This is a genomic window from Vibrio spartinae (assembly GCF_024347135.1).
In the GTDB taxonomy this organism is placed as follows: domain Bacteria; phylum Pseudomonadota; class Gammaproteobacteria; order Enterobacterales; family Vibrionaceae; genus Vibrio; species Vibrio spartinae.
The window spans coordinates 957,422-975,327 of the sequence record NZ_AP024907.1; the positions used below are offsets into that span (position 1 = coordinate 957,422).

19 protein-coding genes are annotated in these 17,906 nt (G+C 42.2%); 6 read left to right on the plus strand and 13 right to left on the minus strand.

Going from position 1 to position 17,906, the window contains the following annotated elements; all coding sequences use genetic code 11:
* Window positions 1-17: 17 nt before the first annotated feature.
* Window positions 18-902, minus strand: a complete 885-nt coding sequence (locus OCU60_RS04460) for a DMT family transporter (protein WP_205410517.1) — start codon at window positions 900-902, stop codon at window positions 18-20.
* A gap of 214 nt (window positions 903-1,116) precedes the next feature.
* On the opposite strand from OCU60_RS04460, the gene OCU60_RS04465 reads away from it, so the two are divergent.
* A complete protein-coding gene (locus tag OCU60_RS04465) occupies window positions 1,117-1,998 on the plus strand; it encodes an AraC family transcriptional regulator (RefSeq protein ID WP_074374202.1) in 882 nt (293 codons plus the stop codon).
* Window positions 1,999-2,079: 81 nt separating this feature from the next.
* On the opposite strand, the gene OCU60_RS04470 is transcribed toward OCU60_RS04465, so the two are convergent.
* From OCU60_RS04470 to OCU60_RS04500, 7 genes are all read right to left on the minus strand, one after another.
* Window positions 2,080-2,658, minus strand: a complete 579-nt coding sequence (locus OCU60_RS04470; RefSeq protein ID WP_074374201.1) for an AAA family ATPase — start codon at window positions 2,656-2,658, stop codon at window positions 2,080-2,082.
* Window positions 2,655-3,092: a PTS sugar transporter subunit IIA gene (locus OCU60_RS04475; RefSeq protein WP_083602717.1), complete on the minus strand. Its 438-nt coding sequence runs from the start codon at window positions 3,090-3,092 to the stop codon at window positions 2,655-2,657. The genes OCU60_RS04470 and OCU60_RS04475 overlap by 4 nt, the downstream gene beginning before the upstream one ends.
* A gap of 12 nt (window positions 3,093-3,104) precedes the next feature.
* A complete protein-coding gene (locus OCU60_RS04480) occupies window positions 3,105-3,380 on the minus strand; it encodes a hypothetical protein (RefSeq protein ID WP_074374199.1) in 276 nt (91 codons plus the stop codon).
* 53 nt (window positions 3,381-3,433) lie between these two features.
* Entirely contained in the window at window positions 3,434-4,276 is an 843-nt protein-coding gene (locus tag OCU60_RS04485) for a class II fructose-bisphosphate aldolase (RefSeq protein ID WP_074374198.1), read from the minus strand.
* A complete protein-coding gene (locus OCU60_RS04490; protein ID WP_074374197.1) occupies window positions 4,263-5,636 on the minus strand; it encodes a PTS sugar transporter subunit IIC in 1,374 nt (457 codons plus the stop codon). Before OCU60_RS04490 ends, OCU60_RS04485 begins: the two co-directional genes overlap by 14 nt.
* A 101-nt stretch (window positions 5,637-5,737) precedes the next feature.
* Entirely contained in the window at window positions 5,738-6,028 is a 291-nt protein-coding gene (locus tag OCU60_RS04495; protein WP_074374196.1) for a PTS sugar transporter subunit IIB, read from the minus strand.
* A 49-nt stretch (window positions 6,029-6,077) separates the two neighbouring features.
* Window positions 6,078-7,058, minus strand: a complete 981-nt coding sequence (locus tag OCU60_RS04500; RefSeq protein ID WP_074374195.1) for a 6-phosphofructokinase — start codon at window positions 7,056-7,058, stop codon at window positions 6,078-6,080.
* Window positions 7,059-7,592: 534 nt separating this feature from the next.
* On the opposite strand from OCU60_RS04500, the gene OCU60_RS04505 reads away from it, so the two are divergent.
* Together OCU60_RS04505 and OCU60_RS04510 are read left to right on the plus strand one after the other, a co-directional pair.
* Complete coding sequence (locus OCU60_RS04505; protein ID WP_074374194.1) at window positions 7,593-8,126, plus strand: YbhB/YbcL family Raf kinase inhibitor-like protein; 534 nt, start codon at window positions 7,593-7,595, stop codon at window positions 8,124-8,126.
* Window positions 8,127-8,148: 22 nt separating this feature from the next.
* Entirely contained in the window at window positions 8,149-8,928 is a 780-nt protein-coding gene (locus OCU60_RS04510; protein ID WP_074374193.1) for a helix-turn-helix transcriptional regulator, read from the plus strand.
* A gap of 89 nt (window positions 8,929-9,017) precedes the next feature.
* Here the strand turns inward: OCU60_RS04510 and OCU60_RS04515 are convergent, their stop codons facing one another.
* Both OCU60_RS04515 and OCU60_RS04520 read right to left on the minus strand, forming a co-directional pair.
* Window positions 9,018-9,896: a HEPN domain-containing protein gene (locus tag OCU60_RS04515; RefSeq protein WP_074374192.1), complete on the minus strand. Its 879-nt coding sequence runs from the start codon at window positions 9,894-9,896 to the stop codon at window positions 9,018-9,020.
* Window positions 9,897-9,909: 13 nt separating this feature from the next.
* A complete protein-coding gene (locus OCU60_RS04520; protein ID WP_139302138.1) occupies window positions 9,910-10,188 on the minus strand; it encodes a hypothetical protein in 279 nt (92 codons plus the stop codon).
* Window positions 10,189-10,592: 404 nt separating this feature from the next.
* Between OCU60_RS04520 and OCU60_RS04525 the strand changes: the two genes are divergently transcribed.
* The 3 genes from OCU60_RS04525 (at window position 10,593) to OCU60_RS04535 (ending at window position 14,848) form a co-directional block, all read left to right on the plus strand.
* Window positions 10,593-11,963 (plus strand): Fic family protein, encoded by a 1,371-nt coding sequence (locus OCU60_RS04525; RefSeq protein WP_074374190.1) that lies wholly within the window; start codon window positions 10,593-10,595, stop codon window positions 11,961-11,963.
* A gap of 454 nt (window positions 11,964-12,417) precedes the next feature.
* Window positions 12,418-13,704 carry a hypothetical protein gene (locus OCU60_RS04530; RefSeq protein ID WP_074374189.1) on the plus strand — a complete coding sequence of 429 codons (1,287 nt, stop codon included), beginning with the start codon at window positions 12,418-12,420 and terminating at the stop codon, window positions 13,702-13,704.
* Window positions 13,705-14,104: 400 nt separating this feature from the next.
* A complete protein-coding gene (locus OCU60_RS04535) occupies window positions 14,105-14,848 on the plus strand; it encodes a metallophosphoesterase (RefSeq protein ID WP_074374188.1) in 744 nt (247 codons plus the stop codon).
* A 486-nt stretch (window positions 14,849-15,334) separates the two neighbouring features.
* Here the strand turns inward: OCU60_RS04535 and OCU60_RS04540 are convergent, their stop codons facing one another.
* The 3 genes from OCU60_RS04540 to hipB form a co-directional block, all read right to left on the minus strand.
* Window positions 15,335-15,838, minus strand: a complete 504-nt coding sequence (locus tag OCU60_RS04540) for a helix-turn-helix transcriptional regulator (protein WP_074374187.1) — start codon at window positions 15,836-15,838, stop codon at window positions 15,335-15,337.
* The gene (locus tag OCU60_RS04545; protein ID WP_074374186.1) at window positions 15,835-17,184 is read right to left on the minus strand and encodes a type II toxin-antitoxin system HipA family toxin; all 1,350 of its coding nucleotides are present in this window, start codon (window positions 17,182-17,184) and stop codon (window positions 15,835-15,837) included. Before OCU60_RS04545 ends, OCU60_RS04540 begins: the two co-directional genes overlap by 4 nt.
* 315 nt (window positions 17,185-17,499) lie before the next feature.
* Entirely contained in the window at window positions 17,500-17,748 is a 249-nt protein-coding gene (gene hipB, locus OCU60_RS04550) for a type II toxin-antitoxin system antitoxin HipB (RefSeq protein WP_074374185.1), read from the minus strand.
* Window positions 17,749-17,906: the final 158 nt, after the last annotated feature.

The following is a 17,906-nucleotide window of genomic DNA, read 5'->3' on the forward strand; positions in this document are numbered from 1 at the left end:
AAGGGCAGCCAAACCCATCAATGGATGATGGGTTTAGGGCGAGGCTTTAGCCGTGTCTTCAATTTAACAAACATCACGATATTACCGGACAGAATCAGCACTAACCCCACCATGGCGGTTCCCGTCCAGATATAACCTTCAAATAGCGTCGATATTGATAACGCAACCAACGGGAATAAGATCGTCGCATAAGCCGCAGCCCCGGTCCCGATTCGTCCCACCAGAGCAAAGTAAGCGCCAAAACCAATCACGCTACCAAAGACGGCCAGATAAAATAATGCCCCGATATAGCTGACAGTGGTTTCAAGGGTGAAATGCGTACGAGTGACAAGCATGATGAATAACATGGTGAGCGCGCCATAGAGCATCGCATACGCATTGGTTGATAACACATCGAGCCCTCTTTTTTGATGGCGGGCACTGATAATATTACCGATCGAAAAGCCGTAGGTACCCAGTAAGCACAAGCCGATACCGATCAGGGTTGCTGTTTCAAAATTATTGGCTAATAAATTCTCCCAGAAGAGACAAACGATACCTAAAATACCGATCAAACTGGCAAAGGCGAGTCGATAGGTAATCCGCTGCCCCAGAAATATCACGCCATTGATCGCGTTAAACACAACTGACATTGAAAATAAAACAGATTCTAAGCCACTGTTGATATAGTGATTGGCGGAATAAAAACATAAGAAGTTTAAGCAAAAGACACAGACACCTTGTAGCAGACAAAAGAGATGATCGCGTCGCTTGATGGATTGTAGTTTGCCTGAAAACTTCAAGATACCAATGAGCAGACATGCAGCAATCGCAAAGCGGTAGAAAACAGAAACCATGGCTGGCACGTCGCCTGTTTGTAGCGCAATCGCAAACCAAGTTGTCCCCCAGATGAGGACTGTCATGAGATACAGTGAACCGTTGATCATATTATTTTATTCAGCTTAATTGGGGTGAGATGATTTTAACAGGGTTGTTAGCATTGGGATTACAGCCGCTTGCTGACGATTTACATATTCTTGCGGATTTCTGAAGAAGGTCGCGCCGGGATGGGTTTACTTGCCATCATGATCACCCATACACTAGGGTTTAAGGATAATATACCGGAGAAGATGAGCCATGTCTAAGCCGTACCGGATGATGGAATGTTTGCAGCAGTATCAGGCGGAGCAGTTAGATACCACGATCCTGGAGAACGGGACTGGGGTGGCGTCTTGGTATAACCAACATGCGCTTGTTGATGTCGATTCCCCGGATCACCATACATTGAGTTTATATACCAAAGATGGTTACCAGTCCTTCCTGAAAACCCCGCATGGCTGGCGTAACGGCGGCAAACCCGATCGGATGTGTTTAATGCCTAAAGATTATTCCTCTATCTGGGATATTCGTGGGTCAATATCGTTTGTTCATTTCTATTTTACGGACCAGCATTTAAAACATATTGCCGAATCCGTATGGAACAAGAGCCCATACGGGTTAAGTATTGATGAACGTATCTTTGCTGATGATCCGCACATCACCACATTGTACCGAGAATTTTTATTAAGTCTGAGCTGGCATGACTCGGCTGACCGCTTAGCGCTGAGTTCAGCGACAACCTTATTATTAACGCACTTAGTGCGTCACTACACCAATTTTAAATGGCATCCGGTACAAGTCACCGGTGGGCTTGCGCCTTTCCAGCTCGCCAGAGTCAAGGACTATATTGAAGCGAACCTCAGTGCCAACATGCAACTCTCTGATTTGGCGGCAGTCGCAAATTTAAGTGAATATCATTTTGCACGGATGTTTAAACAATCTGCCGGACTGACACCCCATCAATATGTGATGCAACAGCGATTACGGTTGGCGAAAACACTGCTGCAGAAAACCGATCTATCTTTAGTCACCATCGCTTTACAGTGTGGTTTCAGTTCATCGGGGCACTTTTCCAATCGGTTTAAACTGGCCAGCGGCTGTACCCCAAGCCGATACCGACAAAGCAGTATGACCCCGTAACCCGATTAAACCGTTCATTGCTCAGTGAATCTGTCTCATGTGAATGCCCCACTGTGGCAGGGCGTTTGACGAGGGGACATTTTAATAGTTGATGGTCTTTTTGACCGGTGACTTCTTGACCTGTGACAAGGTTGCCATCAGGGCGGAGATCTCAGGCAATAGCTTGGCGTGGCTCGGCGTGTCATCCTGATCCAGCCAAATTAGCTCCCCAATGTTCATCGGTTGCGCTTTTTGGGCTAACCGCTCAAGCTCGGGCAGATATTCAGCCCCCGGATGGCCTTTGCGGCGGTAGGGCAAGCGCTGCTTGTAACGCTCAACGACGGTCTCCGGTGACACTTGGTTCCACACTTCTATCACATGGTGAATATCGGATTGCTCGACATACTGGAGCAGCTCGTCTTTGGAGCGGAAACCAAACCAGGCATCGACCACATAAACACATTCGTCCGGGGCCTGAGCTATCGTATTCCAAATCACTTGATAAGCGGCCTGACCGAGTTGGCGGTTGAGTTTACGGTCCACATCGTGATGCAGCCCCATAAATGGCTCTTTGATCGTATCGATCGACAGATAGGGACATGTGAAATAGTCGGCAATTTTGGTGGCCGTCGTGCTTTTGCCTGAAGCTGGGATTCCATTAACAAGAATGACAGTTTTCATAGTAAATTCAGCACCTCTTCTTTCGTGGTCGCATGTTTCAATTGCTCTCGTATCTTTTCATCACTGAGCCGCTCAAAAATCGGTCGTAGTCCCTGTTCAATATGACTGTGACCATCTAAAGCACAGAGCATGATAATGAGATCAACTTCAGGGCTTGATTGAATGGTAATCGGATGTTTGAGTGTTACTAAACTAAAACCGAGCCGGTTCACACCATCCTCGGGGCGTGCATGGGGTAATGCGAAACGTTCATCTTCGAAAACGTAATAAGGGCCGGTTTCTTCAGTCGTTGTCTTAATCGCATTTAAATAAGAGAGATTAATAAATTGATGCTCTAATAGTGGGCGAGCGGCAATATCGAGTGCATCTTGCCAGTCTTTCGCCTCCACTTGTAATTGGATCGCATCGGCTTCAACTAAAAGCTCTTTCAGCATAATGTGTCCTTCTCAGAAATTTTTCCGCGCAGTATTTCTCAGCTCATTCATTTTGTTAAACAGATCGTTAACGCTATCTTTGTATGACGGAACTTGCGAATAAACCGAGGCCGCTTGGGTGTATTTCACCAACAGGGTTTGCCGGAGTGCGATATCGTCCGGTTCTGCGGCGTAGCGCTCTTCCAGTTGCAGAATTTCTTGATGAAGCGCGGCGGCCTGACTTTCGGTGACCTGATGATCTGCATGATTGTCTGCATGACTGGCGAATAACTTTTTCAAAAATTGCATACGAGCCCCCTCAATTGCCCCGCCGCAGCGGGGCTGTAAGCCATATAATCCATTTAAGAGAATAAGCGCATTTTCTCAGCAATAACCTCTCTGACGGCTTTGCGCGCCGGAATAAAGAACTTGCGTACCGAGTCATCGACTTTGCCACTCGAAAACGTATCTTGACAGTGTTTGACCCACTGAACATTCATTTCGGTGCCGACATTGACTTTATCCATGCCGTGACGGATGACATAATGCATATCTTCATCACTGACCCCGGTGCCACCGTGGAGAACCAGTGATTTGTCTACAGCTTGATGGATCTCTGCCAACAATGCGTGCTGAATATTGGTTTTAGCCGTGTAGGAACCATGCACCGTCCCGATACTGACCGCCAGCATATCCACATCAGCCTGACTGACAAACGTCGTTGCCTCTGACACCGACGTAAAGGCGATGTCATTTTCTGCGACGGCTTTACCATCTTCCGCACCACCAATGGCGCCTAATTCGGCCTCGACAGTGATATTGAACTGACGGGCGTAATCAATGACGATATTGGTATTGGCAATATTTTCGTTGAGCGGCAAATGAGAGCCATCGTACATCACACTGCTAAAACCACTATCGATGGATTTTTTGATGTCATCGATATTGGAGCAGTGATCCAGATGTAAACAGGTCGGCACATCGTGCGTTTTTGCTAAGGCTTTGATGGAAGCAACCAATAACTCACGACCTAAATATTCCGCAGTCCCTGTTGAAATTTGGAGCATCAATGGTGAGTTCGTATCGAGCGCTGCTTCGAAATAAGCGGGAAGCATTTCAATACAGTGCACGTTAAATGAACCCACCGCATGAAAACCACGCTGTTGTGCAATGGGCAAGATTTCTTTGAAATTAAGCAGTTTCATTGGTGATATCCTTGTTATCTTCAGAGCGAGAAAGAGATTTGTTCACGAAATAGGTAATGGCGATGACAAACACGATGAACGTCACCACAAATCCCCAGTTACCGTTGAAGGCATTGCCTAACAGCAGACCAGATGAGATGACATCGGAGTCACTGAAGGTCACACCGACAAATCCATAGGTTTCCAGAAGCGGGATGAGGATTGCGGGCAAGAAGGTGATGAACAAACCGTGGACCACGCCACCGATGATTGCGCCACGTCTGCCGCCAATTGCGTTACCGAAAATGCCAGCCGTACCACCGGCAAAGAAGTTGGTTAATAATCCCGGCAGGATCATGGCGAGCCCGAATACCGGGAACAGTAGCATCCCAATCACAGTCCCTACCGTGGTGGACAGGAAGCCCAAAATGACGGCATTGGGTGCATAAGGAAACAGCACCGGACAATCTAACGCAGGCTTCGCATTGGGGACCAAACGCATCGCGATGCCTTGGAATGCCGGGACTAATTCTTGCAGTAATAAGCGCACCCCTGAGTAAAGAACAAACACGCCAGCCACAAAGACCATCGCCTGCATGAACGCATACATCAGGTAGTTCATCCCATTCGAGTATTTCGCAATGTATTCAGGGCCGGCAGCGATTGCCGGAATGAGATACATCGGGATCATCACCACGGCCATCGACAGATAGGTGTCATTCAAAAAAGAGAATGCTTTCGGCAGTTGGATGTCTTCGGTTGATTTGGAGTTTTTGCCGACCACTTTCGCGACCGCGGCTTGAACCATATAACCAATGGTACAGAAATGCCCCAGTGCGATACTGTCATTGCCTGTGATACGCCGCACCACGGGTTGCGCGATAGCGGGCATCGCGACAGCCATAATGCCACCAAAGATCCCACCGGTCAGAATCAGGGGGAGTCCGGTTAGTCCGGCTTTATAGCCAATGACTGCGCCAATGGTACTCATCCATAGCAGCGCCTGACCGGTGAGAAATATATATTTCCATGGCGTGAATCGGGCGATCAATATATTGGTAGCGAATATCACGATGAGCGTTAAAGCGACTTCACTGCCTAACTGTTTGTTAGCAACACCGGCAATGGCAGCCACATCAGTAATATAGCCCGTCATCCCGAAGCCCGAGGTGAATATTTGGTTTAAAAAGGTGAGGGTTTCGACAATAATATTAATACCAGCCATCATGACTAAAAAGCCAAGCATGGTTTTAAATGTACCTTCAAAAATTTTACCGTAGGTTTTTTTCTGTAATATCAAACCGATCATTGCAATAAATGCAATCAGTATTGATGCCTGACCTAATAAGTCTTTTACAATAAATTCGAAAAAGGCGCTCATAATATGTGCTCCATTTTTAATCAGTAGGGTACCATAGCTTAATTTTTAATTAAGCTATGTTTGGGGGTTATATAAATAAAATAAATAGAGAAATATTATTATTAATGATTAAAGAATTTATTTAATTTCTCTTCCATTTCATTACTGTCTGTAAATTTTTGGATAGTAATTATCTTTTCTGCATCCTCAGGAGATGCGCTTGATTTTATTGCGTCGGCGAATGAAGTTGAGGTAATAATTGCATCAGGTTTTAATGCTAAAACTTCTGATACAGTGGTATGATTTAAATTAAAATCAACACCGATTTTTTCCAATATCGGTTTGGCTGTCATTTCTAATGCAAAACTAGAGCCCAAACCACAACCGCACACGCACCATATATTATAAGTCATGAGTTAATCCTTCTTCATGTTCTACCTTTCATCACGTCATATTATGTTTTCATATAATGTCTAATTGTTTTGCTAGTTTAAAATAGTGGCCTTCCTTATCAATTGTCCGGTTTTGCATTGTGTTGAGGTCCACCGGTATTGGTTTATTGCTGGCGTTGATGACAATGACTTTGTTCGCCATGCCACTTTTTATACAACGTACGACTTCGCTGGCAGCAATCGTACCTTGATAAATTTCTTCCGTTGTCGGGTCTCCATTTCTTAAACCGAAACCTAATGTTGTTTTTCTGATTCGGATCCCAATTAAAGGTTCTAGTTGTTCTGCAACGGTATCAATCGAACCCTGAAATCCCGGCGTATATTCATGGGTATAACTTTCGGCACATAAAATAATTACGCTATTTTGAATCGCTAATTTATCTTTGATTCGGCTGGCTAATTCTTCAGTCGGAATCATATATTCAGGAATCAGTGCAAAATCAGCATTCGATTTTATTGCTGACTGGAGTGTTAATTCTCCACAATATGCCCCGAGCACTTCAACCATAAATACCCGATTCGGCAGCGCCCGACCGGTATTTCTTAATTTTGTGACTTCATGTAATACTTCTTCACAGGCAGTTGAAAATCCAATTGTATATTCAGAGCCTTCCAAATCATTATCTACCGTCATGCCGACGCCAAAACAGTTCACGCCATATTGACTGAGCTTATGGAGAAACTTCATCGATCCGTCACCGCCAGCCAAAATAAGCACCGATATTTTTTCTTTCTTCAAACGACTTGCAATCAAGTCATACTCTTTGGGGTTTAAATATCGTTCTGAACGACCCGATGAAATAATCGGCATTGAAGAAATTGAGTAATCAATCAAATCGCGATAGCTGATATCGATCTTGCTACCATTCAGCAACCCCTGTATACCGCCATTAAAAATAGTGATATCCGCACCGGACAGTCTAGCCACCTGAAATATAAAGTTATTGATACCGGCGCCATCTCCGCCACTAATCACGATACCAATTTTCATAGGTTTCTCCTTATTTTGTTATGCTTTGATTATTAAACACTCAATAAGGCTGTGTTGTGATCTAGATCGATAAAAATTAGATCAAAAAACAATCTATGCATAAAAGAGATCTCAATCACAACCATTTATTGTGATTTTAGTCACATAAATAGTTTAGTTGTGAATTTTTTGTTAACAATGGAGTGACAGGATAGAGGAGTGGATGACGGAGTGCCTTGAAAGTCGATAAAGACACGTTTCTCTAGAGTAAGCATTAAACAGAGTGATGTATGCCTTGGTTTTATATCTCGATTGCACTTTATTTGTTCATGATTGGTTGGTCGCTATATGTTGGGGCATAATACCTGATGTTTGAGGTAATCCGTCCGATAGTAAGTACTGCGAACCTGATTATCGTCTACGTGATCCAGCACAGTTTTAAACAGTAAGTATCAAAAAATAGTATAATAACTTTAATTATGAACCTTAATGAAAAGTAAATGCTTGGTTAGGGAAATATACTGAACCCCAATGTTAAGAAAAAGGAACACAATGATGAAAGTAATCACCGGGACTGTATTGACTCTAAGCTTGTTTGCGTTTGGTTCAGCTCAAGCATTTGATATAACAAGTCAGGACATTCAAGAAGGCCATCCGATGGCGAAGACCTTTGAATATAATCAGTGGGGTTGTAACGGGGGAAATCAATCTCCTCACCTGAGTTGGAAAGATGCACCCGCTGGCACGAAGAGTTTTGCAATAACAGCCTATGATCCGGATGCACCTACCGGTAGCGGCTTTTGGCACTGGATCGCATTCAACATTCCAGCGTCGGTGAAAGAACTACCACGCGGAGTCAACATTAAAGCGTTGGGGGGAAATGAAGTTCGAATCGATTACGGCACCGTTGGCTTCGGTGGTGCTTGCCCTCCCAAAGGGGACGGTATGCACCGTTACCAATTTACCATTTGGGCATTGCCAACAACAAAAATGGAACTGGATGAAAACACGCAAGCGGCTGTGGTCGGTTTTACGTTGAATCGTATGGCGTTGGGCAAGGCAACGTTAACGGCGACTTATACACGTTAATATAGATAAAAAAGGGGACATGATGAATCATCAATATAAAGTCACTCTATTTCGAGCAGAGCAACCCCAAAAGCTTAGAAATGTAAAGCTTCATTCCCCGAGTATTATTCAAATTATTACTGGCAGTAAGCGCCTGCATTGGCGGGATTCAGCTCTAGACGTTTCCCACTCTGAGTTATTGTTGTGTGAAGCTTCTGCATCATTGAGTTTCGAGAATCTACCACAAGGGCGCTTTCTTTCTAGAATGTTCAGCTTCTATTGCTTACCGAGTGATGCGATGATTGAACTGAGCAAGAGTCATGCTCAAAGAAACCCAATACCCATCGTGGCGTCTAATCACGCGTTACAAGACACCCTTAATGCACTGTTCTTGTTCGACCAACATAACATGAGTAAAGAGACTCAATTTTATTGGGTCAATGGGCTTTATCAGCAGTTGGCCGAGCGTGGTGCGTTACATTGTCTATTTACGAGTGTGAATACCACTTTTAGCCAAAGATTGAGTCGTTATTTAGCGGATGCTCCGAGTGAGGAGCATTCATTAGATGCGGTAGCACAGCATTTTGCTATCAGCCGTTCAACCATGATTAGAAAACTGAAACAAGAAGGAACCCAGTATAGACAAGTCTTGGTCGATGTGCGGTTAAATCATGCACTTCACTTAATGCAAGATGGTCAAAATAACGTCGCAATGTTAGCTCAGTTGTGTGGCTATCAATCTGAAGGGCGTTTTAGTCAACGTTTCAAAGGAAAATTCGGTCTGACGCCAAGTGACTATATTAAAACGGTAGTTGTTCAATGAGATTTTTAGCTCAAATGAATAACAATGCGCCATTCAAGAACGACGGAAGAAGCCTTAAATTGTACTCATTCAGATCTGATCGCTAGCTACTAGGGTGCGATCCTCCCCCGACAAACCCGCTCGGTTATCTCCCGCAATTTATCCACTTCACTTTGTAAATACGTCAGCTCTTCGGCGGTGATTTCATAATGCTCGGAATAACGGGCATCGATGTAGGCGCGTTTGAGGCGCTGGAAGCTGCGGCGGTGGAACTTGTTTTCCATCGGGAATAGTTCGGCAAAGGCCGGATCTTGCTGGGCACACATCGAGCGCAGGCTTTCAATATTGTGCGTTTTAGGCAGATAGTTAGTACACACTAATAGGGTGCAGGCGAACAGGCGTTCGGTTGCTTGGTGGAGCATGAATGCAGAAAGATTGATGTCATCATCTTCAAGGCTCAATTGATAATGTTTGTAGTAGTTTCCTGCACTTTTAAACCAATGGTTGAAATGTGTTTCGGCAATCACTCGAAATTCTGCTTCGCTTAAATTCCCCGGTGTGGGTAGCTCTCGCTTATCGGCGCTGAACAGTTCAATGCCTTGTTCACGAATATCAGCAAAAAAGTAATGACCTTGCTGGAGTTGCTGATGGACTTCATTGAGCGTGTGGACGATCAAACCGAGTGGGGCAGAGGTAACCCGACGCGCGATCTGCTCTTCGGCGCTGTGCCACACCGCGTACTCTTCGACCAATGATGAGCGGTTGACGATCACCAGAATATCGTAGTCGCTGATATAACCGTTGGGCCGGTCGCTAACCCAAGTCCCTTTGGCATAGCTGCCGAACAGGATAATTTTAAGAATCCGAAACTCAGCCTTGCTACCATTTTTGTTGCGCAGAAAATCATCCAGCGTATCGCGTAATACGGTGGTGATGGTGTGAAGTTCTTGTTGCTTCCGCTCCGGGAGGTGGTCGAGTGCTGTTTTCATCGCGGTTATCCTACTATGAGCCGTGGGTAAAACAAACCGTTACCGCGTCGGGCGGGGGTGTTTTTGCTGATGAGTTTTTGCTGATGATTTGCGGTTTTGTCATGGTAATGCCCGGCTGTGATTTGATGTTGGCATCATGAGCGATGATGTTGGCAGTGGCGATATACGCAGGGTCACTTTGCGACACAATTCGGGAAAAATCATACTTTTCTAATGCTTGTGAGGGATATATTGCGCTGATATTTTGCACAACTACATCACGTAAGACCACGGGAATAAAAAGCATACCCACACCATAGCCAGTGCAGCCACATCATGATGTCAATTTTGTAACCTCTTTTGAACGAACGATGAACAACCAAGGGATAAATGAAACTATAAATAACTAAGAATCCACCGACACTCATTCCTGATATTAAGGGGTCTCCCCTGTGTTCACCATAAAGATCCAAAGAGAATTGATGAGTGAATGCACAATTTCAGCTTTTGAGTCATCACTGTTGGCTTCGTCGTTATGGTCAGAGAAGCGCTCTAGTTATGCGAATGCGAGTCAACTTGAGCCATGCTTTCTTCAGGAAGATAGGTACAGGCATGAAAGTACAGATGAACATCACAGGAGGGGGTGATTAAAACTAGCAAAATTATGCAATCTTAATTAATCTGATCTCATAATTGTTAGATTTTGAGATGAAATTTATGTCAGGTAAGTATTTATCACCACCAGAGTGTCCGTTTCATACAATTAGTGACGTTTTGTTTGAGATTGGTAAGCAGGGGCTTAATCCTAACGACTATAAGGATTACATCACGCCATTTTCTGATGATTACTATTCATTTAATGAATTTCGACGTAGGGTCAAGTCTGGCTTAGAAGTCAAATATTGTTGGTGGCTAACCCGTCTGTCCAGAGATAGCACCTTAATCGATCTAACACCCTTAGAAGATAAACCATTGCCTCCAGACTTGCCTGCGCAAGTGATTCAAGCGCTATTAAATTCCCAAGACTATACACAATATTGCCGATTCAACAATTTGCATGAGTTTGGCCGCGTGTTATCGCAGATTGATCGGTATACCACGCATAGTGCCATGCTGGGCATCCTAGAACAAATTGGTGAGCGAGCGCATTTTGAGCATTTAGCGAATAATCTAGTGGATGATGAGGCGATATCGAGCAGTCAATTAGAAGGCGCTGCCACAACGACAATCCTTGCGAAAGAAATGATTAGAAAAAAAAGGAAGCCTCGTACTGACGATGAACGGATGATTTTTGGAAACTTTGACCTAATGCAAAATGTCTGGGAGCTTAAGGATGAGCCGTTTAGCATTGCGTTGATCAGAAACTTACACAGCGCAGGAACGAAAACGTTAGATCAAGAAAAATATACATCAGGCTTATTTAGAACGACGGATGATGTTGCGGTTGTTGATGCTGAAGGGGAGGTTGTTCATCAACCCCCCAAACACGATGACATTGAGAGATTACTCACTCGGGTCGTGAATTGGTTAAACTCCAATGGCAGTGGCGTTCATCCTGTTATTCAAGCTATCACACTTCACTTTGTCATCGGTTATGTCCACCCATTTCGAGATGGTAACGGGAGAGTTGCTAGGGCTTTGTTCTATTGGTATATGTTTAAATCTGGTTATACAGGTTTTCGTTATATTGCGATATCAGCATTACTTAAAAAAGCCCCAATTCAATATGGTGTGAGCTACCTAGATACGGAGCACGATAACTTAGATCTAACGTACTTTATTCAATACCAGTTAAAAGTGATCGGTCGTGCTATTGATGAGTTTATTTCCGTTTATGAACGAGCGGCACAACGAATGCAGGAATTAGAAGAGCGATATTCTGGCTTAGAAGATATCGAGAGAAAGATCATTGGATTTGTCTCTGGTGAGCCTCGTTACCGTAAACAGCCAACGGTAACAGCGAGGGAAGTCGAGAATTTACTTGGTATTAGCTATAACAGCGCGAAGCAAAAACTTGATGATATGGCCACAGCAAGAATACTAAAATCGGAGAAAATTGGTAAATCCACAGAATATTTCTTAGCGTGAGAATTGAAATTAGAACAAGGCATCGTGTTCGTTAGTTGTAAGCCTTCTCGCTTCATTAAGCGACGAACTTTGAAGCGACCAGAGCAGATATTTTTGATTATATCGAACGGTTCCATAATCCAAGAATGCGACATAGACTGGCGAATCAAAACAGCAAGTTTACGTCTTTACTAAACCGTCCGTGAAAACGGGGCAGAACCCGAACACTGCCAAAGTCTATAAGTACGGGTGATCCTTCTGTTGTCTGGATTTACCTTCAAATAGGAGGCAAATCACACCGTAAAAACATTATTTCGACAGTAAACCTCATGTATAATTTCGAGTGATATCAGAGAATTTATCTTAAATTTATTACCTTTAGTAATATGAACCAGAGGTATGTCGAAAATATTAATTACGTCAATATGTTAATGATCTCGGTGCCCACTGGATGCTTGCAAGTTGGAAGGTCTATATGAAACTACATATTTTTTACAACGGTACAGACTCTAATTATGAAAGCGATTTTAGAGAGCAAGGACGTTTCATCCATGGGGAAATCGTTTCACGGTTTGGGAAGTATGCCAAAGACGTACCTAGGCAAAGTGACAATGTATTACGTATAAATGGTGTCGGTGGTAGTAAAGGCGGAAACGCCATATCAAGTGGAGCAGGTACAGCTTTTGGCGTGCAAATGAGAAGTGATGTACAAGATATTGTTACATTTGTCATGAATACAAGAACAACAATGAAAGCGGCGATTCAACAAGGGCACAGTCACGATACTGAGCTCGTTGTAACGATGATGGGATGGAGTCGAGGTGGTATTGGTTGTATTTATGCGGCTAACATGGTGTCAAAAGTTTGGTGTGAACTTGATAAATTCGATAGTGCTCCTATCGTTCTCAAGATAAAAATCGTAGCAATGGATCCGGTATCAGGGGGCGGTACCAATGTACGAGCGCTGGATATGGGGTGGTTGGATCTTGCTGTTATGTCAACCGTTACGTGGATATCAAGTTATACACATCAGTTTGGCGAAACGGTTGTCAACAATTTGAAAAAGCTCAACAATCAATTTGTTAATTGGTGGGAACTTCCTGAGTATGTCACTGAATACCATGGCTTTTATGCGCATGACGAACGCTCTGCTGGTTTTGCCACCACAATGCCGACGATGACCGGGTTAGTTGATAACCGAAGTTTTCACCTTTACGGTGTACCTGGTACGCATTCAACTTTGGTCGGTAATCTATACCCTTACGGTGGAGGGAAGGCCGCGACAAATGGCGCTCCATCTCAAGTAGGACTACACATTTACCGCTCAGTGGTTAGAAAGGTCGCTCAGCTGATGGATGCTTGGCATGTTGAGTTTCACGCAGATTATGTACGGTGGCTACAATCACTCAATATTCATGAAGATCTAACGATTGCAGGTGTGCCAGTGATCACTCTCGAAGAGCTCGCGCATTACAAATCTGAAGCGCAACTTGTTTCTATCGTACCTAGTTTTTTTAATCCTTTAAATCAAAAGGATGTCGGACCGCTCACCGATGGACGAGGAGTTTATATCGGTGGGAACAAACAAGATCGGAAGTGGAAACCAGCAAGCACTATTTCACAATTTATGAATGAACAAAATACCAAGTCATCCGTAGACAGCATGTGGCAGTGGATTGTTGGCAGCGAAACAAAGCTAGAAAAGCTCGGTGGTAATGTACAAGCGCATGATTATAATTTTGCTGATTCTGATTGGACATGAGCCTTATTGTTGCGACTTCTGATAAGCCATCGAAATTATTGTATTTTTTCAGTTTGCTGAATATCTGCGTAACAGTTGCACAATGGTTACTGCATCTCTTCTTCAGATTTTTTAGGCTTTGCTGAGGGCTAAATCCAGAATGATTCTGCATTTAGCTCTAAGCATATTTAGAGCCTTTTCAGATATGCGTGTCTGTCCACTGACCCTTTAGCGGTTCAGTCTGCATCGGGATGGCAGATATTGCCCAACTCACCCATTAAAAAATATCATGCCAATTTTGATTTTCCCTATCACTCTATTTTTATAACACAAACTACGAAAATGATTATAATACGTCATATAATTCATTGGCTTTGGATCATGGATACGAAGTTGAAAGTCATAGGGAGCATAAATAAAAATGGATAAAATAGTTCAAATATCAGATATACACTTTTGTATGAAAGATAAAAGTCACAGTTCTAGGGATAATTTATCTTTAGTGTTAAACAAAATTAATGGTTTATATCATGAATATATTTTAGTGCTTTCTGGCGACCTGGTGATGAAAGCGGATAGTGCTCATTATATGGCGCTTTATCAATATATCAGGGCGTTTACTCGCAATGAAATATACGCTATTCCCGGTAATCATGACGACATAGCCTTAATGAAGAAGTTAGCTATACAAGAAGAGTTTTTTAAAATTCAGGATCTTCTAGAGATAGGCATTAATGATATTGTTTTCTTAGATTCTAGTGAAAAAGGAGAACATCTCGGCGGAGGAAAGATAGATCTTGCTTATTTTGAAGCGATAAAGTCTAAGCTTAGAGAAAATTCGAATAAGATCATCTTTATTCATCATCCCCCTTTTAAAATTGGAGCGGAGTGGTTTAAGAAGATATGTCTTGATAATGGTGATTTATTGATGAAATCGCTATCGGAAATAAATAATTTAAAATATCTTGCTTATGGGCATTGTCATAACTACTTTATCGAAGAAAGAGAAAATACGGTATTCCTATCATGTCCGTCGTCATGGGTTCAGTTTGATCATACTGAGCATCATGAAACAAAGTATGATCAACAAAAAGAGATTGGATTTAACGTTTTTCATCTGTCCGATGATATCTCTCATGAGACAGTAACAATATCTGTTTGTTGAGTTATCGGTTGTGTGCCACCTTGTCCATGAGAACACATCAGGAATGTTGAAACCATTAAGTACATGTTTATTTAGATAAGAAAAAGATGCCCGAGGATGTCTCTTTTATGATTTGGTGGAGCTGGCGGGAGTTGGGTATATGTATCATCCCATACCAGCAAGGCTCTTGGAGTATTAACTCTAATTTTGTGTTACTTAGCATGTTACATAAAAATCCTACTTAAAAGGGAACTGAACAGCCGTCCTTTATGTATTCTGGTTCGATTTTAAAGGCTTTATATTTCAAAATATTCTAAGTGATTCATGTTAGAGGAGCTTTTATAGGTGATTGATAAAAGCAGCACATGGCATTATCAAAAATTAAGCTAATGTAACCAAAACTACTCACATTACCTATTTCTAGTTGTTAGTGTAACAAAGGTTACTCATAACTTTCTTTCTTGAATAGTGATATCAAAACGTTGAGTTTTACTTCTACTTTAACGTTTACTCGTCATGACAGTTAAGTGCGGAATTTAGTAGGTTAGTCGATATTGGTACTAGCCCTACTTTTAGTCCAAATGGCTTGAATACTTTATCGAGAATATCAGTTTTGAAAGTACCTCGATCATTCTCAATCTCAGATATAGTTTTTCTGGAAACCCCAACCATTTTGGCAAAGGTATCTTGTTTGACACCTAACACGTTTATCCTAAGCTCCTTGAGAGCGAATCCTTGTGTTAGTTCATTCATAAGCAACGATCTAATAACTCTATTTATCTTATGTTTTCTTTCGGATACTGATATTGGTTGTACGTTTTTAGGCGTACGCTTTGCCACTTTTTCAATCTGATCAATCGAGGTTTGAGCATGCTCTTTTTGTATTGTAATTGCTGCACTTAAGTGTTCTTTATTCAAACGAAGTCGGGAGATTGCATCATGTACAGATTCTGCCGAAGTGTTTAGAGAAAGCCGATCTAATCGGTTTAAACTGTCGGTGTTAGAACTCATATCAGCCCCCATTTACCAAGTTTTGTCGCAATGAAATCCATACCTATACCAGGCATATCCAAAATCTGCTTTGGTGTTCCTCTTTCTTCTAACCTTTCTTTTAAAGTAAGACAGTTTTGTGCAAGCGCTTTAAGTTCTTTTAATAGAGTCTCTTTGGGAACTAAATCTGACAGTGAAGTTGCGATACCGTAAAAATCATACTCACCTCCTACCTCTAAAGGTGATTTCCACTTGGTAGCTCTAGGTATCCCTTCAGGGTCTGCTTTCATTGGAGCAAAATCATAGACTGGAGCAAGTTTGATAAAACCTTCTTTTTTGATGAAAGAAGTGTTTCTTCCATGGTTATCGCTGTTGCCAAATATGATATTGAGCAAGTCCCTTTTTACCCATTCAATAACAAATTCTTGGATGTTAAACTGATAGCCTTGTTCAGTAACCATATGACTATTCATGATTTTATCAATCAGTTGTCTAATAGTATCTTCATGATCAAGAAGACTACCTGGTCCTTTATTTAAAATTGAGTAAACCGACTCCATGGCATAGCGCTGCATGTTTTGCTTGTCATCTAAATAGATATCAAACCTTGGTAACCAGAGAGAGGGGTAATTTTCACCTTCTTCTAATCGCATCGATTCTATTGGAATAGTATCGACTCCCATGCTTGTTAACTCATGATAATAATAATATTCAGCTCGTAAAATATTGCTGTCAGTTTTCCCTCTAGAGCCTCGCGGATATTTTACTAGATAATGTAAATCTTGATTAGTAACGTCATCTTGATAGCTGTCAATCCAGATCCGCCCCTCGTTGGAGTAACGCAGTAGTAGTTTTGGAGCTTCTCCTCCAGCACCTGTGGCACCTCCAGCAGCAGCTCCCCTTTCTTGCGCGTAATCTAAGAAGTCACTAGCTCTATCGATTACATCATGAAGGGCGAAGGACAGTGAATCTGATTTTTTAGTCCGCTTTGGTAATGATTCCTTTATTCTCAAATTACCAACTGGAGAGATAGTTCCATACTTTAAAAGGATGAAATCTTGCTGGTCAATAGCTAGATCTCCAATATCAAGTTGCTTGACCCAGTAACGTCTGCTCGCTCCACTCGGCATTATGTCATCGAGAAACCTCAGCCACCCCGAGCGCCCTTTATCGTCAAAGTAGAAATTAACAGGGTGATTAAGTGAAACGGCATGGTTGTCATCTTTCTCGAAGTTTTCTACAGCATATTCGTTTAGGTAATGAACTTCTGTGATTATGAAGTTGCCTTCATTACTCTTAGGGAAGGTAACGTGAGCTATATCAATCCATTGCTCCAGTATGTAAGCTTGTATAGTGAGTGATTCCATAACTATCTCCAGATATTTATGCGTACTATTTTACTCATAAAGGTGCTAAATTTCAAACTGTGTAACTGTAACTACTCACAAACCTAAGTTTTAGATGTTCTTGTAACCTAAAGTAATCATTATTATTCTAGCTATTTGGAAAGGTGATGATTTGAATAGGTTTTGAAGATTTTCGAACTGATTTTGGTATAAAGCATCACACTATTTTCCCACTCTAAAGTGCGGCACTAAAGCTTTATGTTCCTATAAGATTGATTGTTTTATGTGGAGACTTAGTTTGTTGAACTAGCTCATAGAGTACAGGTTTAGTGAGTATCACCAATCTTCTTCATCGATAATGTTTTTATATTTATCAAAGTCTTTCGTTTCAACATAAAGCGTTAGATCTAGAGCTTGAATGATTTCAAACATAGTAGAGAGCGTGGCTTTATCTGGTCTATTTTCAAAGTTAGAAATGGTAGCTTGCTTTATGCCGACTTTCTTTGCCACTTCGGACTGAGTCCATTTATTTTTTTGTCGTATTAGCAGTAAACTATTAGCGAGTTGCTGTGGACTATAAATCACAATTCGTCATTCCTTACGGTTATTGATGCTTACTTTTCACAAGGGATTCAAGCAACACTATCCCTACTAGGGTATATTATTAACATTATACCTTTGTTGGGATAAAACCAAGAGTCGCTCTACTAGGGAATAAAGTAGAACAATCAAAGCCCTTGGCT

Bases quoted from the DNA above. Each gene is read 5' to 3' on its own strand.
- OCU60_RS04460 (WP_205410517.1), bottom strand. From the start codon at position 902: ATGACAGTCCTCATCTGGGGGACAACTTGGTTTGCGATTGCGCTACAA.
- OCU60_RS04465 (WP_074374202.1), top strand. From the start codon at position 1,117: ATGTCTAAGCCGTACCGGATGATGGAATGTTTGCAGCAGTATCAGGCG.
- OCU60_RS04470 (WP_074374201.1), bottom strand. From the start codon at position 2,658: ATGAAAACTGTCATTCTTGTTAATGGAATCCCAGCTTCAGGCAAAAGC.
- OCU60_RS04475 (WP_083602717.1), bottom strand. From the start codon at position 3,092: ATGCTGAAAGAGCTTTTAGTTGAAGCCGATGCGATCCAATTACAAGTG.
- OCU60_RS04480 (WP_074374199.1), bottom strand. From the start codon at position 3,380: ATGCAATTTTTGAAAAAGTTATTCGCCAGTCATGCAGACAATCATGCA.
- OCU60_RS04485 (WP_074374198.1), bottom strand. From the start codon at position 4,276: ATGAAACTGCTTAATTTCAAAGAAATCTTGCCCATTGCACAACAGCGT.
- OCU60_RS04490 (WP_074374197.1), bottom strand. From the start codon at position 5,636: ATGAGCGCCTTTTTCGAATTTATTGTAAAAGACTTATTAGGTCAGGCA.
- OCU60_RS04495 (WP_074374196.1), bottom strand. From the start codon at position 6,028: ATGACTTATAATATATGGTGCGTGTGCGGTTGTGGTTTGGGCTCTAGT.
- OCU60_RS04500 (WP_074374195.1), bottom strand. From the start codon at position 7,058: ATGAAAATTGGTATCGTGATTAGTGGCGGAGATGGCGCCGGTATCAAT.
- OCU60_RS04505 (WP_074374194.1), top strand. From the start codon at position 7,593: ATGAAAGTAATCACCGGGACTGTATTGACTCTAAGCTTGTTTGCGTTT.
- OCU60_RS04510 (WP_074374193.1), top strand. From the start codon at position 8,149: ATGAATCATCAATATAAAGTCACTCTATTTCGAGCAGAGCAACCCCAA.
- OCU60_RS04515 (WP_074374192.1), bottom strand. From the start codon at position 9,896: ATGAAAACAGCACTCGACCACCTCCCGGAGCGGAAGCAACAAGAACTT.
- OCU60_RS04525 (WP_074374190.1), top strand. From the start codon at position 10,593: ATGTCAGGTAAGTATTTATCACCACCAGAGTGTCCGTTTCATACAATT.
- OCU60_RS04530 (WP_074374189.1), top strand. From the start codon at position 12,418: ATGAAACTACATATTTTTTACAACGGTACAGACTCTAATTATGAAAGC.
- OCU60_RS04535 (WP_074374188.1), top strand. From the start codon at position 14,105: ATGGATAAAATAGTTCAAATATCAGATATACACTTTTGTATGAAAGAT.
- OCU60_RS04540 (WP_074374187.1), bottom strand. From the start codon at position 15,838: ATGAGTTCTAACACCGACAGTTTAAACCGATTAGATCGGCTTTCTCTA.
- OCU60_RS04545 (WP_074374186.1), bottom strand. From the start codon at position 17,184: ATGGAATCACTCACTATACAAGCTTACATACTGGAGCAATGGATTGAT.